Source organism: Comamonas sp. CMM03, from assembly GCF_019218715.1.
GTDB classification, from domain to species: Bacteria; Pseudomonadota; Gammaproteobacteria; order Burkholderiales; family Burkholderiaceae_C; genus Comamonas; species Comamonas terrigena.
The window spans coordinates 169524-184993 of the sequence record NZ_JAHUXB010000006.1 but is presented as its reverse complement, the minus strand read 5'-3'; the positions used below and the strand labels follow the sequence as shown (position 1 = coordinate 184993).

The window sequence follows — 15470 nt, the reverse complement described above, 5'->3', positions numbered from 1 at the left end:
TGGTTGCAAAGAATTTTTCAACCATGGCCCAGCGCACGGCTGCACACTCCGGTGCCCATGGCGGCAGGCCTTACCCCTCAATCCAGCTGCACACCCGCCCGCTGGATGATCTCGCCCCAGCGCCGCGCCTCTTCGCGCGCCTGGGTGTAGAACTGGGTGGGGCTGCCGGCCAGCGCATCCATGCCCAGTTCCTTGAGGCGCAGCGCCACGGCGGGGCTGGCCAGGGCGCGGTTCAGCTCGGCATTGAGCCGCTCGACCACCGCCGTGGGAATGCCGGCCGGGCCCAGCACGCCCTGAAAGGCATAGACCTCGGCACCGCTTACTCCCGCTTCGGCCAGCGTGGGCACCTGGGGCAGCGCAGCCAGGCGCTGGGCCGAGCCGCTGGCCAGCGGCCGCACCTTGCCGGTCTGCATCAGCGGCAGGCCGGCGGCCAGGTCCAGAAACATGCATGGCACCTGCCCGCCCATCACATCGGCCACGGCCGGTGCCGCGCCCTTGTAGGGCACATGGGTCAGCTGTGCCCCGGTGCGCTGCTTGAACAGCTCCATGGCCAGGTGGTGGGGAGACCCATTGCCCGGTGAGGCGTAATGGATGCCGCCCGGCTGGGCCTGGGCCCGCTCCAGCAACTGGGCCACCGTCTGCACCGGAAAGGCCGGGTTCACCACCAACACCAGCGGAAAGCGGCTGATGCCGCCGATGTAGCTGAAGTCCCGGGCCGGCTCAAACGGCAGCTTGCGAAACAGGTGTTCGTTGAAGGCCAGCACGGCATTGTCGGCGGACATCAGGGTGTAGCCGTCCGCCCGCGCCGTGGCCACCTGGTGGGCCGCGATATTGGTGGAGGCGCCGGGCTTGTTCTCGATCACGATGGGCTGGCCCAGTGCTGGGCGCATGGCCTCGGCCACGGTGCGGGCCAGCACATCGGTGCCACCGCCCGGCGGATAGGGCACCAGCCACCGGATGCTCTGGCGCGGCCAGCCGGCGAGGCCGGGGGCAGCGGTCTGCGCCAGCGCCCGTGTCCCCCAAAGTCCGCCGGCCGCCACCGCTGCGGTGCCGGCCAGCCACTGTCTGCGATCCATGCTCTGCCTCCTGTGGGCGGCGGAAGCCGCTCTGGCCTCCATGCTGCCGCAATCCGCGCGGGTCCGTCGCCCGCGCTTGCCGCTATTGCGCGGGCGCCTTTTTTACGCCAGAAGTGCCCGCAGCGCCGCCCGGCGTCCTGCTGCCCCATGCCACCGGCTGCACGTCAAAGCCCTGCGCCGCCAGCAGCGCAGGCAGGCCTTGGGGACCGACCAGGTGCATGGCGCCCACGGCCACAAACAGGGTGTGGCCGGCACGCAGCTGCTCGGCAACGGCGCGGGCCATGCCCGGGTTGCGGCCGTCGATCAGGCGGGCGTAATCGGCGCGCTCCTCCGCCGTGTTCAGGCAGTTGCACCACTGCGGATAGCGTTCGAGCTGGCGCACATCGCCATCGGCCCAGGCCTGTACCAGGCGCGCCAGTTGCTGTGGCGCGTCCGCGCGCTCCAGCTGGCGCAAGCCACTGTCCACGCTGCGCTGCACCTCGGCCGGGTCGTCGGACACCAGCTCACGCAGCTGGGTTTCCGGGGTTTCCAGCCCGATCACCGGCTTGCCCTGGGCATGGGCCGCACCGGCCAGCACCAGGTCCACCCCCAGCTGCGGATCCAGCCCCTGATGGCGCCCCACCATGGTCAGCAGCGTCACCAGCTGGGCCTCGGGCCGCAGCGGGGCCAGGGCCTCGGGCATGCAGGCGGCCTGCAGCTGGCGGTCCAGGCGTTGCTGCAGCGCCGGCGGCAGCGGCGGTGCCCCCTTGCGGGCGCGCAGGCCTTCGGTCAAGGCCTGGAGCACGGCCGGGTCCAGCAGATTCAGTTCCAGCGCCAGGCGGTCCACGCCCATCAGCGCCCGGATGGTGCGGGGTCCGGGCATCATCCATTCGAGCTTGTTGACGTGGATGGTGCCGTACAGCCAGCTGGTGCGGCCGCCATGCTCCAGCTTCCAGAGCATGCCGCGGTCGCGCGCATGGCGCTGCAACAGCACCAGCTCCTGCTGGCTGGGCGCCACCAGCGTGGGCGGGCAGCCCTGCGCCGCAGGGGCCGGTTTGCCGGACGGAGGCGCTGCAGCCTGTGCCAGCCCCCAGCCTGCGCCCCATGCCAGCAGCGCGGCCGCCAAGCGGCGCTTCCAGGGAGACCGCATCGGGTTGCCGTGCTGCATGCGCTGTTGGTTCCTTTCTGGCTTATTCGTCATCGGCACCATCACCCCGATCGGCACCGGGCGGCACCACGTTCTGGTCGATGGCACCAAACAGGCTGGCCCCGTCCTTGCCCTTCATCTCGATGCGGATGGTGTCGCCAAACTTCATGAATTCGGTCTGCGGCGCCCCGTCCTGGATGGTTTCGATGCAGCGCTTCTCGGCAATGCAGCTGTAGCCCTTGGGCCATTCCATGCGCTTGGCCTTGCCCTTGCCGGTTTCCACCCCGGGGTTGCTGACCGTGCCGCTGCCAATGATGGAGCCGGCCCGCACATTGCGCGTCTTGCAGATGTGGGCAATCAGCTGGCCGAAGTGGAAGGTCATGTCCTCACCGGCATCGCACATGCCCACCTTGCGGCCGTTCCAGGTGGATTGCAGCGTCAGGTGCAGGCGACCGTTCTTCCAGCTGTCGCCCAGCTCGTCCAGCGTCACCGCCACCGGGCTGAAGGCCGTGGCCGGCTTGGCCTGGAAGAAGCCGAAGCCCTTGGCCAGCTCGTTGGGAATGAGGTTGCGCAGGCTCACATCGTTGGCCAGCATCACCAGGCGGATACCGTCCAGCGCCTGGACCGGCGTGCTGCCCATGGGCACATCGGTGGTGACCACGGCGATTTCGGCTTCGAAGTCGATGCCCATGGCCTCGCTGGGCACCACGATGTCGTCACACGGCCCGATGAAATCATCGCTGCCGCCCTGGTACATCAGCGGGTCGGTGTAGAAGTTGGCCGGCACCTCCGCATTGCGCGCCTTGCGCACCAGCTCCACATGGTTGATGTAGGCCGAGCCATCTGCCCACTGGTAGGCGCGCGGCAGCGGCGCCATGCACTGTTGCGGGTCGAACGGGAAGGCATGCGGGGCCTTGCCGTGGTTGAGCTGGTGGTAGAGGTCCTGCAGCTGCGGGGCCAGAAAAGCCCAGTCATCGAGCACCTGCTGCATCCGGCTGGCGATGCCAGTCGCATAATGGGCCAGCCGCAGATCGCGCGAGACGACGACCAGTTGGCCGTCACGGGAACCATCTTTGTAGGTGGCGAGTTTCATTGGCCTGTGCCTCCATGCCGCAGACCGCTGCGGTCTGCCAGAATTACGTTCAGTGAAATGGATTTAACTAAACAAAATTCTAGTGCAATGGACAAGGAACGCGCGGGCATCCAATCGGTGGAAGTGGGCTTCACCCTGCTGCAGGCACTGGCCGGCGCAGGGCGCGCGCTGATGCTCAAGGACCTGGCAGGCACCGCTGGCATGAGTGCCGCCAAGGCCCACCGCTACCTGGTGAGCTTTTTGCGCCTGGACCTGGTGGTGCAGGACGCACGCGGCCGCTACGACCTGGGCCCGGCCGCCCTGCACCTGGGCCTGGCTACGCTGCAGCGCCAGGACCCGGTGCGCCTGGCCCGCGAACGCCTGCCGGCACTGCAGGCGCAGATTCCGCACACGCTGGCCCTGGCCGTCTGGGGCAACCGCGGCCCCACCCTGGTGCACTGGGAACCCAGCCCCCAGGCTGTGGTGGCCCATCTGCGCCTGGGCGATGTGATGCCCTTGCTCAGCTCTGCCACCGGCCGCTGCTTTGCCGCCTGGATGCCGCCGGCACTCACCGCGCCGCTGCTGGCCGCTGAACTGCTGCAGGCCGGCAGCAGCGCACGCAGCGACCTCCCCCGCACCGATGCCGCACTGCAGCAGTTGCTGGCTGGCATACGCCAGCAGGGCTGCGCCCACGTGATCGACACCCTGCTGCCGGGCACTGCGGCGTTCTGCGCCCCGGTGTTCAACGCCAGCGGCCACCTGGCACTGGGCATTCTCAGCCTGGGAGCGACGGCCGGTTTCGACACCGCCTGGGGCGGCAGCGTGCACACCCCGCTGCAGTCCATGGCGCAGCAGCTGTCGCACGACCTCGGCCACCGCGCCATGGTGTCGCCCGTGCAGCCCACGCCCACGGCGGCCGGTTGAAAGGTCCGAGCATGCGCCGCCGCATCCTGGTGATTCTGCTGCTGACCGTTGTGGTGGGCGCCGCCCACTGGTGGCTGCTAAACGATCTGCCCTGGGGACAGACCACCGCCAAAGCCCCTACAACCGACACTGCGCCGGTGTTTGACACCCGCAGCATTGCGCCGCCCCCGCCTCCACCACCTCCGCCGCCCCCCAAGCCCGCCCCGGCACCCAAGCCACGCCCTCCGGCGCCAGCCCCCCAGCCCGCTCCACCGCCTGCGCCGGAACCCGTACCGGAGCCTGTGGCAGCGCCCGAACCGACGCCGGACGCCATGCCGGAGCCTGCGGGGAACAATGCCGCCGCCGAAGCCGCACCGTCCACCACGCCCGCGCCGGCGGACGACGAAGACGACGAGGACAGCGCAAGCTCCCCGCCGGGCAATGCCAATGCCCCGCCCCAGGGCATCAGCCTGCGCGCCGCCCCCGGCCAGCCACGGCAGACCGATCTGGCCTACCAGGCGCCACCGGCCCAACAGCTGGTGTTCCAGGTACAGGGCCAGGTCAAGGGCTTCAGCTACAGCGCCAGCGCCAGGCTGCGGTGGCAGCCCCAAGGCCCGTCCTACCAGGCCAGCCAGGAGATCAGTGCCTTCCTGCTGGGCACACGCTCCCAGGCCAGCCGCGGGCAGATCACCGCCAGCGGCCTGCAACCCGACCGCTTCGAAGACCGGGCGCGCAAAAAGCTGCGTGCAGCCAGCATGGACTGGGTCGCCGGCCTGGCACGTTTCGAGCCCGAGGCCCCGCTGGCCCGCATCGCCCCCGGCACGCAGGACCGGCTCAGCGTGTTCCTGCAGCTGGCCGGCCTGCTGGCCGCCGCACCACAGCGCTACCCCGCCGGCGCTGAAATCACCCTGCCCACGGCCAGTACCAAGGCCGTGGAGCCCTGGACCTTCCAGATGCACGGCGCCGAGCCACTGGAGCTGCCGGGCGGCGCGCTGGACACGCTGCGCCTTGAACGCCTGCCGCGCAACGGCCGCGACCAGAAAGCCGAGCTCTGGTTGGCCCCGGCACTGGGCTATCTGCCGGTGCGCATCCGGTTGAGCGAAAGCAACGGCGACTACGCCGACCTGCGGCTGCAATCCCACAGCAGCCCTTGAATACCGCCCACAAGGGTGTTGTGCAAGCATCCTGCGCGCCAGGGCATTTCCATGGAATACTGGGACTGTGACGACCGGACCAAGGGACTCCCCCTTGAAACCGCCGCCACGGCGGCCATCTAGAGCCTGCAACAGGCAACAGGAGGTGCTATTTATGCAAATGCTTTACGACTCGGATTCCTTTGTGGTCCTGCACATGCAGCCCGAGCTGGAGACACCCTCCGCCATCACCCTCGCCGACGGCAAGACCCCGGCACCTCCCATGCCCCGCCACGGTTTCGAAATCGTGGACAAACGCTCGGGCAAGGAGGTCTACCTGGACGGCTCCTGGGCCGAGATGTTTCAGAAAGTCATCCTGGAGTGGCAGCGTGAATCGCCCACCCAGGAAGAAGTCGAGGACACGCTGGAGCTGTATTCCGGCCTGGCCCAGAACCCGGTGCTGGTGCACTGACCCCTGATTACACCTCCCCCCAAGGCCGCACCAGCGGCCTTTTTTGTGCCTGGCACCCGGCCTGCGGCGAAGGCACCGACCCTGTCCGCAACGCGTTTATCGTGGGCAACGCCTGCACACAAGACCCAGGGTTACTACCATGATGGGAGCGGCAAGCGGCCCGCCTGGGGTTCGCAGGCATGGCGCGGTGCCCACCCTGACTCCCCCATGCATCTCACCACGTCCCCCTCCCTGATTGCGGCAGCCTGCGCCCTGTGCTGTGCCGCTGCCTCCGCACAGACCCCGACCGCAGACGCGGTCATGGCCACCACCGAAGTGCGCTCTGCGGCCGGCAGCCCCAGCCTGCAGGCCCTGCCCACCTCCGCCACCGTGCTCGACGGCGAAGCCCTGCGCGACCGCCAGCTGCAGGTCAACCTGTCCGAAAGCCTGGCCAGTGTGCCCGGCCTGCAGATCAAGAACCGCCAGAACTACGCCCAGGATCTGCAGCTGTCCGTGCGCGGCTACGGTGCGCGCTCCACCTTCGGCCTGCGCGGCGTGCGCCTGTATGTGGACGGCATTCCCGCCACCATGCCAGACGGCCAGGGTTCGCTCTCGCACATCGACATTGCCAGCCTGGAGCGCGTGGAAGTGCTGCGCGGCCCGTACTCGGCGCTGTATGGCAACTCGGCCGGCGGCGTGGTCAGCATGTACACCGAAACCCCGACCGGCGCCCCCAGCGTGGAAGGCGGCTTCGCCGTGGGCAGCAACGGCCAGAAGCGCCTGTCGGCCAAGGCCAGCGGCCAGACGGCCCAGGGCCTGAGCTATGTGCTCAGCGCCAGCCGCTTTCTCACCGATGGCTACCGCGACCACAGCGCCGCCGACCGCAACATCGCCAATGCCAAGCTGAGCACCGCCATCGGTGACGATGCACAGCTGACCATCGTCGCCAACACCATGGAGTCGGATGCACAGGATCCCCAGGGCCTGACCTGGAAGCAATATCAAGCCAACCCGCGCCGGGCCTCTATGGACTCAGACAACGGCAATGCCCCTGTCGCCGAGAGCTTCGACACCCGCAAGTCGCTCAAGCAGACCCAAATGGGCGCCACTTATGAGCGCAAATTCAATGGCACCCACAGTGTGGCCTTGACTGCATACGCCGGGCACCGGTCTATGGAGCAGTACCAATCTATACCCTTGAAAAATAGCTCTGGCTATGCCATTCAAGAGAATGCAAAGCACGCGGGTGGTGTGATCGATATGTCTCGTGACTACGCCGGTGTCGATGCGCGTTGGACAGGAAAATTTAGCGATGCACCTATCCCCGTCACAGTGACAGCGGGCTTGGCCATGGACTACGTGCAAGAAGATCGCAAGGGCTATAAGAATTACACGGGCAATGTCAATGCGCCAACAGCCATTGGCGTAAAAGGCAATCTGAGCCGCGACGAAAAAAATACCATCACCAACATCGACCCCTATGTGCAAGCCACCTGGCAACTGGCCCCCCGCTGGAGCTTGGACACCGGATTGCGCTACAGCCGAGTCAAGTTTGAGATTGATGACCGCTTCATCCGCCCCGGCAACCCCGATGACTCCGACAGCACCAGCCAGCACAAAGCCCTGCCGGTGGTGTCGCTGGCCCACCAACTGAGCACCAACCAGACGCTGTACGCCAGCGCGGGCCGAGGCTTTGAGACGCCAACCCTCGCCGAGATGTCCTACCGCAACGACGGCAGCGGCATGAATACCGCACTGCAGCCCAGCGTGAGCTCCCAGTACGAAGTGGGCTACCGCCAGCGCCTGACCGGAGACGTGCGAGGCAGTTGGAGCGCAGCCATCTTTCGCTCCAATACCAGCGACGAGATTGTGAGCGACCTGAGCGCGGGAGGCCGCACCACCTACCGCAATGCCGGCGATACCCGCCGCCAGGGCGTGGAACTGCAGGGCGACCTGCGCCTGACGCCACAGCTGCAGCTGCAGGCCGCCTACACTTACCTGGACGCCACGTTCCGCCAGGCATCGGGCACTGCCGCGGCCGGCAATTTCCTGCCCGGCCTGGCCAAGCAGCACCTGTGGCTGGGGCTGGATTACCGCATTACCCCCGAGTGGACGGTGGGCGTGTCCGCCGAGCACATGGGCAAGGTGTTCGTGAACGACGCCAACAGCGAAGCCGCCCCCAGCTACACCGTGGCCGCCGCCAGCGTGGGCTACCGCAAGGTCATGGGCCCCTGGACCCTGCGTGCCTTTGCCCGCGTGGACAACCTGTTTGACCGCCAGTACGTGGGCTCGGTCATCGTCAACGACGGCAACAGCCGCTACTACGAAGGCGCCCCCGGCCGCAGCTGGAGCACCGGCATGAACCTGGCCTACAGCTTCTGAGCCTGGGCCACCGCCCAACCACAGCACATGGCCACAGTCCCGATCCCGGGGCTGTGGCTTTTTTCATGGCGCCCGTATTTACCGGGATGCCGGTCAGCACACCCGTTCCCAATAATCATTGGGATATTCAAGCAGGCATTATTTATTTTCTTAAACCAGAATAATTAACCACCCATTAAGCATGCAATTTTTCTGAGAATATCGCTGTGCCAATCGATTTATTCTCGCGCCGACTGCCGATAATCGGGTGCAATACACCTTCACTCTTCATAGCACGCCAAGCACAACCCTGTTGCATCCGCACTGAATCCGGCGCCTCCAGCGCGCCCTCCGCAGCCACCCACAGCACACCCTGCCACTAGCACGGCGAGGTGTTGATGCCCTGGGTGGCTGATTTTCATGGCACGTGGAAAATGCATTATTTGGCTGATGCACATCAACGCAGCAGCGCATGATTTTATTTTTATGACATGCAGTGAAGGCAATATCACCCCACCACCTTATCCCGTGTGGAGAAAATGGCATGAAAATCATCTACAAATATGGCCTTGTCCCCCTGGCCGCCGTGCTGGGCGTGTGCTGGCACCTGGCCACCGCCGCCGTGCAGGAGCACGCCCCGGCCCCTGCACCCCAGGTCATTGACGACCTGCCCGCCGATTACGCCGCCGACCTGACGGCCGAGCAGCGCACCCTGGTGGAGCGTGGCCGCTATGTGGCCCGTCTGGGCGACTGCGTGGCCTGCCACACCGGCAGCAAGACCGCCCCCATGGCCGGCGGCCTGGCGCTGGAGACGCCTTTCGGCAAGCTCTACTCCACCAACATCACGCCCGACAAGGCCACCGGCATGGGCGGCTACAGCTTTGCGCAGTTCGATCGTGCTATGCGCAAGGGCGTGGCGGCCGACGGCCGCAACCTCTACCCGGCCATGCCCTACCCCTCCTACGCCAAGATGACGGAGGACGACATGCAGGCCCTGTATGCCTACCTGATGCAGGGCGTGACGCCGGTGCAGGCGGTCAACCAGCCATCGGAGATGGGCTTCCCCTTCAACCAGCGCTGGGGCCTGTCACTGTGGAACTGGCTGTTCCTGGACGACACCCCCTTCCAGCCCCAGGCCGGCCAGAGCGCCGAATGGAACCGCGGCGCCTACCTGGTGCAGGGCCTGGGCCACTGCGGCGCCTGCCACACCCCGCGCGGCATCGCCTTCCAGGAAAAGACCATGACCAGCGAAGGCCCGAACGGCCCGCTGTTCCTGGCCGGTGAAACCGTGGAAGGCTGGCGCGCACTGAGCCTGCGCGACCTGTGGACGCCCCAGGAAACGGCCGAGCTGCTGAAGACCGGGCGCAACCGCCATGGCTCGGTCTCCGGCAACATGGTGGACGTGGTGCAGCACAGCACCCAGTACATGAGCGACGGCGATCTGCTGGCCATCGGCACCTACCTCAAGGCCCTGCCGGCCGGCAAGAACGACCTGCCCATGCAGGTGGCCCAGGGCCCGGCGCCGGTGATTGCTATTCCCGCACGCAGCGTGGGCAGCACCGAGGCGCTGGCCACTACGGCCGCCGCGCACTACAACGTGCCGGCCGACCTGTACCGCACACGCGGCGGCCTGGGCTATCTGCAGTTCTGCGCGGACTGCCACCGCTCGGACGGCGCGGGCGTGGACGGCATCTTCCCGCCGCTGGCCGGCAACCGCTCGCTGCAGTCAGACAACGCCAGCACGCTGATCCACATCATGCTGACCGGCTGGACCACCCCCGTGACCCAGGCGCACAGCCGCCCGCTGACCATGCCGGCCTTCGCCCAGCTGGGCAACCAGGAGATTGCCGACATCCTGAACTTCACCCGCCGCAACTGGGGCCGCAAGGATGCGCCCGAGGTCCAGGCCCGGGATGTGCAATCGCTGCGCAAGACGCTGGACGCCAAGGGCGAAAACAGCCGCCCCTTCGAAACCCCGCGCCTGGCCCGCATGCTGGACGAGAAGAATGCCGACCAGCTGGTCTATGGCGCGCGCCTGAACATCGAAACGCGGGACCTGCTACCCAAGAACGTGGGCAATGCGCTGAACTGCGCCAGCTGCCACCTGAACGCAGGCACCGTGGCCGACGGCTCGCCCTACATCGGCATCTCGGCCTTCTTCCCCAGCTACGCGCCGCGCGCCGGCCGGGTGATCACGCTGGAAGACCGCATCAACGGCTGTTTCCTGCGTTCCATGAACGGCAAGCCGCTGCCGCTGGACTCGGACGAGATGAAGGCCATGGTCGCGCTGTTCGACTGGATGCGCAACGAGACCAAGCCCGAAGACAAGGTCGAAGGCCGGGGCGTGGGCAAGATCAGCCAGCAGATCATTCCGAATGCGGAAAACGGCAAGCAGATCTACACCCAGCAGTGCGCGCTGTGCCATGGCGCCGACGGCGAAGGCATCAAGAACGCCAAGGGCCAGTGGGTCTATCCGCCGCTGTGGGGCGATGAGTCCTTCAACATCGGCGCCGGTCTGGCCCGCACCTATACCGCCGCCGCCTTTGTGAAGCGCAACATGCCCATCGCCTTCCACGGCAACTTCCCGCTGGGCCAGGGCGGCCTCTCCGACCAGGACGCCGTGGACGTGGCCGAGTACTTCAGCCACCAGCCGCGCCCGGACTTTGCGCCCAAGCTCAAGGACTGGCCCAACGGCAAGAAACCTGCCGATGCACGGTACTGATTAGCACATCGGATCCATCCGGTACCGCCCATGTCCGCATGGGCTTCCCGCCGCACAGCCTTCGGGCTGCTGCGGCTTTTTTGCGCCGCGGGCGACACCATGTCTCACCGTGCAGCGTGGTATTCAGCCCCGCGGAACTGACAACGCCTCAATGCTGCGGATACAGACGCCGGTACATCGGCGCCACCAGCAGCAGCACGGCAATCAGGCGGCACACCTGGAAGGCGGTGACCACCGGCACCCCCAGCTGCAGCACCTTGGCGGTGATGGCCATCTCGGCAATGCCGCCAGGGGAAGTCCCCAGCACCAGCGTGACCCAGGGCAGGCCTGTGGCCCAGTGCAGCAGCCAGGCAAAACCGGCACACACCACCATCAGGCCCACCGTGCCCACGGCCACCGACCCCAGCCACTGTGGTGCGGCACGCAGGAATTCCCGCCGAAAGCGCACGCCCAGGCTGACCCCGATCACCAGCTGCGCCGCATTCACCCAGCTGACCGGCAGCGCCGACAGCTGCACATCGGCCACCGTCAGCCCCACGGACACGCCCAGCGCCCCCAGGAACCAGGGGTTGGGCCGGCCGGTGCGCTGCATCAGCGCCACCCCGCACAGCGTCAATCCCGCCAGCAACGCCAGCCCCAGGGGTTGGACGGTGCGGATGGCGGCCGGCATCAGGTCGGGCAGTGGCTGCGCCCCCAGCCACTGCAAGGCAAACGGAATGCTGACCGTGACGATCAACAGCCGCAGACTGTGGCTGGCGGCCACCAGGTCGGTGCGGGCATGTTCGCGCTCGGCCAGCAAGGTCATCTCGGACGCCGCGCCAATGGCCCCGGCAAAGTAGGCCGTGGCGCGCAGCTGCGGCGCCGGCACCTGCGGCATGCGTGCGGCATTGTGCCGGTACAGCCAGGCGCTAAACGCCCAGCCCAGCAGCAGCGCCCAGACAATGCCCAGGCCGATGGCCCACCACAGGCTGCCCACCATGCGCGCCACCTGGGGCGTGAAGTACAGGCCCAGCGCGGTGCCCATGGTCCACTGGCCCAGGTTGCGCAGCACGTTCCAGCTGACCGTGGGGGCGCCGGTCATGGAACACAGGGCCGTGGCCAGCAGCGGCCCGATCATCCAGGGCAGCGGGGTGTGCAGCGCCGTACACAGCAGTGCGGCGGCCCAGGCCAGGGCCAGGGTCAGCGCCGCGCGGGTCGCAAAGTTCAGTCGGGGCATGGAGGGTAGGCGGGGCAGAAAGCAGCCCCGGCGCAGGGCGTGCATGCCCAGGCATGCAGCGCGCGGGGTGGCGAAAGCAACAAAGCGCCCAGTATCACCGGCTTGTGCGCTGCAGCAAATTTTCCGCCGAATGGGCTTCTATTGCCTGCTCTTGGAGCCCTGGCAGCTATCAAAACCAAAGTACGCCATCCCTTCGCTGTCGCACGTGCAGCAGGGCGGGCCCTGCACGGCGGGGCTCAGCCCCCGCGCCGCGCCGCCATTTCACGCCCCATGGCCTGCTGGCCTGCCGCGTCCACCAGCTGCCGGGCCGCGGGGTAGACCTGCCCTTCCTCGTGCCGGATGTGGTCGGCATACAGACCCGCAAAGCGCTGCAACAGCGCCTGGTCCGCCGCCGAAAAAGCCTGCTGCACCCCGCCGGCCAGTGCCTGCAGCGGCATACGGGCCTGGGCCCAGCAGGCGGCCATGGCCACGTGGTCACGCTGCAGCTGGCGCACCACGGCCTGGGTGCCGGCGTCGGTGCCGGGCTGCAGCAAGGGCGGGAAGATGTGCAGCTCCTCGTCCTCATGGTGCAGGGGCGCGGCCACATCGAAATAGCGCAGCACATCGCGCGCGGCCTGGCGTGCGCTGTCGTCCACGCCCTGTTCGGCCAGGTAGGTCTGCAGGCGCTGCAGCAGATCCAGGGTGCGCTGCACCCGCTCATGGCAGGCGCCCAGCATCTCGAACGGCTGGTCAAAGCCCGCACCGGGGGAGCGCAGGCCGGGCAGGGCCACACGGCTGGTCATGGGTTCATCCTTCGGGGCGGTTGCAATCCGCCGCTGTCTGCCATGGTGCACAAAAAAACGGCGGCTGCATTGATGCAAGCCGCCGTTCGTGTCGACAAGCCCACTGCATGCAGGGGCTTCACCGCGGGCCTGGGCTTAGCCGCAGCTGCCCAGGTGGCCGCAGGAGGTGCAGTACTCGCAGCCATCCTTGCGGATCATGGCGTGGGCACCGCATTCGGGGCACTTCTTGCCGGCCATCAGCTGGGCGCCGGCCTTGTCGCTGTGCTGCTCGTGCACGCTGGGGGTCACGGCTTCCTGCGCATCGGTCAGCGCCAGTTGCAGCTGCTCGGGCGAGCGGGCGCGCTCGGCCAGGATCTGCTGGATGGCGTAGGCGATGGCCGCCACTTCCGAGTCGTGCCACATGGGCACGCGGGCACCGTCGGGGCGCTCGAACGTGCCCAGACGCACTGGGCCGCGATCCCAGACCACCTTGCGCATGTCTTCCAGCGCACGCTCCAGGAAACCGCCGCGTGCAGCCAGCGACAGCAGGCGCATGCTGGAGGTGATCCACTGCTGCGATTCGCCGTTCTGGCCCACGGGCATGAAGAACTCGATGGCACGGTCCACGGTACCGCCTTCGGGGCGTTCCACGGGCAGGAAAGAGACGATCAGGTACAGGCGCTTCTGGCCTTCCTGGGTCCAGTACTCGATCTTGTCGGTCACGGCCGACAGCGAGCCCTTGGGACGGCTTTCGATCACCGTGCGCATGGGGTCGATCACGACCTGCACTTCTTCCTTGGCGGGAGCGGCAGCCGGCTTGGCTTCTTCCTTGGGCTTGGTGGTTTCCAGCACCGCACCCAGGATGGAGTTGGGACGGTAGGTGGCACAGCCCTTGAGGCCGGCCTTCCAGGCGCCCAGGTACAGGTTTTTGAAGTCCTCGAAGGGGTAGTCTTCGGGGATGTTCACGGTCTTGGAGATCGAGGTGTCGATGAAGGGCTGCACCACCTGCATCATGGCGATGTGGTCGGCCGCGCTCATCTCCAGGGCCGAGACGAAGTACTCGGGCAGCTGGCTCACGTCACCGCCCATGGCCTTGTACAGGCGCCAGGCGTGGTCTTCCACCGTGTACTCGCTGGTGGAGCCGTCGGCCTCGCGCTTGCGGCGGGTGTAGGTCCAGGAGAACGGCGGCTCGATACCGTTGGAGGCATTGTCGGCAAAGGCCAGCGACACCGTGCCCGTGGGCGCGATGGACAGCAGGTGGCTGTTGCGGATGCCGTGCTTCTTGATGGCATCCTGCAGGGCCTTGGGCAGGCGGCTGGCGAACGTGCCGGCCTTCAAATAGCCCTTGGCGTCGAACTTGGGGAACGCGCCCTTTTCCTTGGCCAGCTCCACCGAAGCGGCGTAGGCGGCGTTGCGCATCACTTCGGTGATGCGGGCGCCCATGTCGCGGCCTTCGGGGCTGTCATAGCGCAGCTTCAGCATGCACAGGGTGTTGCCCATGCCGGTGAAGCCCACGCCGATGCGGCGCTTGGCCATGGCTTCGTCGCGCTGCTGGGGCAGCGGCCAGAAGGTGGCATCCAGCACGTTGTCCAGCATGCGCACTTCCGTCGCCACCACTTCTTCAAAGGCGGCGAAGTCGAACTCGGCCGTGCCGTGGATGCCGAAGGGGTTCTTGACGAAGCGCGTCAGGATGATGGGGCCCAGATCGCAGCAGCCGTAGGACGGCAGGGGCTGCTCGCCACAGGGATTGGTGGCATTGATGGTTTCGCAATACGACAGGTTGTTGTCGGTATTGATGTTGTCGATGAACAGGATGCCGGGTTCGGCGAAGTCGTAGGCCGACTTCATGATGCTGTCCCACATGGCGCGGGCCTTGACGGTCTTGTAGACCCACTGGCCGTCGGCACGCTGGCGGGCGCCCTTGGCGATCAGGCCGGCACCGGGCTTGGCGCCATGCACCAGTTCCCAGTCGGCGTCCTGTTCGACGGCCTGCATGAAGCCGCCGGTCACGCCCACGGACACGTTGAAGTTGTTCCAGCGGCCCGGGGTGCGCTTGGCCGTGATGAATTCCTGCACATCGGGGTGGTCGATGCGCAGCACGCCCATCTGGGCTCCACGGCGGGCACCGGCCGACTCCACGGTGGAGCAGGACTGGTCGAACACATTGATGTAGCTGCAGGGGCCGGAAGCCATGGAGGCCGTGCCCTTCACCTCGGCACCACGGGGGCGGATGCGCGAGAAGTCATAGCCCACACCACCGCCGCGGCGCATGGTTTCGGCCGCTTCGCGCAGCGCTTCGTAGATGCCGGGGAAGCCTTCGTCGTCCACACCCTGGATGCAATCGCCCACGGGCTGCACGAAGCAGTTGATCAGCGTGGCCTGGATGTTGGTGCCCGCGGCACTCATGATGCGGCCGGCGCCGATGCCGCCGGCACGCAGGTTCTGCAGGAAACGGGCTTCCTGCGCGGCGCGCTGGTCTTCGTTCTCGACCGAGGCCAGCGAACGGGCCACACGGCGGAACAGGTCTTCCATGCCGGATTCACCGGCCTTGAGGTACTTTTCCTTCAGCACGTCCAGGCTGATGGGTTGTTCCGTCAAACCGTTTTGTGCAGCCACGTTCATGTCTTCGCGCTTCATTGTTTTCCACAC

Annotated in this window: 11 protein-coding genes; 5 read left to right on the top strand and 6 right to left on the bottom strand. The window is 67.0% G+C overall.

All coding sequences use genetic code 11. The features are described from left to right. Positions 1-77: 77 nt before the first annotated feature. The 3 genes from KW830_RS19680 to KW830_RS19670 form a co-directional block, all read right to left on the bottom strand. The gene (locus tag KW830_RS19680) at positions 78-1076 is read right to left on the bottom strand and encodes a tripartite tricarboxylate transporter substrate binding protein (protein WP_066541207.1); all 999 of its coding nucleotides are present in this window, start codon (positions 1074-1076) and stop codon (positions 78-80) included. A gap of 82 nt (positions 1077-1158) precedes the next feature. Next, the gene (locus tag KW830_RS19675) at positions 1159-2223 is read right to left on the bottom strand and encodes a TraB/GumN family protein (RefSeq protein ID WP_255578874.1); all 1065 of its coding nucleotides are present in this window, start codon (positions 2221-2223) and stop codon (positions 1159-1161) included. A gap of 22 nt (positions 2224-2245) precedes the next feature. Further along, a complete protein-coding gene (locus KW830_RS19670) occupies positions 2246-3295 on the bottom strand; it encodes a fumarylacetoacetate hydrolase family protein (RefSeq protein WP_218334143.1) in 1050 nt (349 codons plus the stop codon). Positions 3296-3382: 87 nt separating this feature from the next. Here KW830_RS19670 and KW830_RS19665 point away from each other — a divergent pair, with 87 nt between their 5' ends. The 5 genes from KW830_RS19665 (at position 3383) to KW830_RS19645 (ending at position 10844) form a co-directional block, all read left to right on the top strand. Continuing rightward, the gene (locus KW830_RS19665; RefSeq protein WP_218334142.1) at positions 3383-4198 is read left to right on the top strand and encodes an IclR family transcriptional regulator; all 816 of its coding nucleotides are present in this window, start codon (positions 3383-3385) and stop codon (positions 4196-4198) included. Positions 4199-4209: 11 nt separating this feature from the next. Continuing rightward, entirely contained in the window at positions 4210-5331 is a 1122-nt protein-coding gene (locus KW830_RS19660; protein WP_218334141.1) for a DUF3108 domain-containing protein, read from the top strand. Between the two features lie 154 nt (positions 5332-5485). Further along, positions 5486-5782 (top strand): DUF3567 domain-containing protein, encoded by a 297-nt coding sequence (locus KW830_RS19655; RefSeq protein WP_066541219.1) that lies wholly within the window; start codon positions 5486-5488, stop codon positions 5780-5782. Between the two features lie 207 nt (positions 5783-5989). Then, complete coding sequence (locus tag KW830_RS19650; RefSeq protein WP_255578873.1) at positions 5990-8143, top strand: TonB-dependent receptor; 2154 nt, start codon at positions 5990-5992, stop codon at positions 8141-8143. Between the two features lie 523 nt (positions 8144-8666). Further along, positions 8667-10844 (top strand): c-type cytochrome, encoded by a 2178-nt coding sequence (locus KW830_RS19645; protein ID WP_218334140.1) that lies wholly within the window; start codon positions 8667-8669, stop codon positions 10842-10844. 148 nt (positions 10845-10992) lie between these two features. Here KW830_RS19645 and KW830_RS19640 read toward each other — a convergent pair whose 3' ends face one another. The 3 genes from KW830_RS19640 to KW830_RS19630 form a co-directional block, all read right to left on the bottom strand. Next, a complete protein-coding gene (locus KW830_RS19640; RefSeq protein ID WP_218334139.1) occupies positions 10993-12060 on the bottom strand; it encodes an AbrB family transcriptional regulator in 1068 nt (355 codons plus the stop codon). A gap of 236 nt (positions 12061-12296) precedes the next feature. After that, positions 12297-12842 carry a hemerythrin domain-containing protein gene (locus KW830_RS19635; RefSeq protein WP_218334138.1) on the bottom strand — a complete coding sequence of 182 codons (546 nt, stop codon included), beginning with the start codon at positions 12840-12842 and terminating at the stop codon, positions 12297-12299. Positions 12843-12977: 135 nt separating this feature from the next. Continuing rightward, the gene (locus KW830_RS19630; protein WP_218334137.1) at positions 12978-15458 is read right to left on the bottom strand and encodes an adenosylcobalamin-dependent ribonucleoside-diphosphate reductase; all 2481 of its coding nucleotides are present in this window, start codon (positions 15456-15458) and stop codon (positions 12978-12980) included. Between the last annotated feature and the right edge of the window lie 12 nt (positions 15459-15470).

Excerpts from the sequence above, each read along its gene's own strand:
- KW830_RS19680 (WP_066541207.1), bottom strand. The coding sequence starts at position 1,076 with ATGGATCGCAGACAGTGGCTGGCCGGCACCGCAGCGGTGGCGGCCGGC.
- KW830_RS19675 (WP_255578874.1), bottom strand. The coding sequence starts at position 2,223 with ATGCAGCACGGCAACCCGATGCGGTCTCCCTGGAAGCGCCGCTTGGCG.
- KW830_RS19670 (WP_218334143.1), bottom strand. The coding sequence starts at position 3,295 with ATGAAACTCGCCACCTACAAAGATGGTTCCCGTGACGGCCAACTGGTC.
- KW830_RS19665 (WP_218334142.1), top strand. The coding sequence starts at position 3,383 with ATGGACAAGGAACGCGCGGGCATCCAATCGGTGGAAGTGGGCTTCACC.
- KW830_RS19660 (WP_218334141.1), top strand. The coding sequence starts at position 4,210 with ATGCGCCGCCGCATCCTGGTGATTCTGCTGCTGACCGTTGTGGTGGGC.
- KW830_RS19655 (WP_066541219.1), top strand. The coding sequence starts at position 5,486 with ATGCAAATGCTTTACGACTCGGATTCCTTTGTGGTCCTGCACATGCAG.
- KW830_RS19650 (WP_255578873.1), top strand. The coding sequence starts at position 5,990 with ATGCATCTCACCACGTCCCCCTCCCTGATTGCGGCAGCCTGCGCCCTG.
- KW830_RS19645 (WP_218334140.1), top strand. The coding sequence starts at position 8,667 with ATGAAAATCATCTACAAATATGGCCTTGTCCCCCTGGCCGCCGTGCTG.
- KW830_RS19640 (WP_218334139.1), bottom strand. The coding sequence starts at position 12,060 with ATGCCCCGACTGAACTTTGCGACCCGCGCGGCGCTGACCCTGGCCCTG.
- KW830_RS19635 (WP_218334138.1), bottom strand. The coding sequence starts at position 12,842 with ATGACCAGCCGTGTGGCCCTGCCCGGCCTGCGCTCCCCCGGTGCGGGC.
- KW830_RS19630 (WP_218334137.1), bottom strand. The coding sequence starts at position 15,458 with ATGAAGCGCGAAGACATGAACGTGGCTGCACAAAACGGTTTGACGGAA.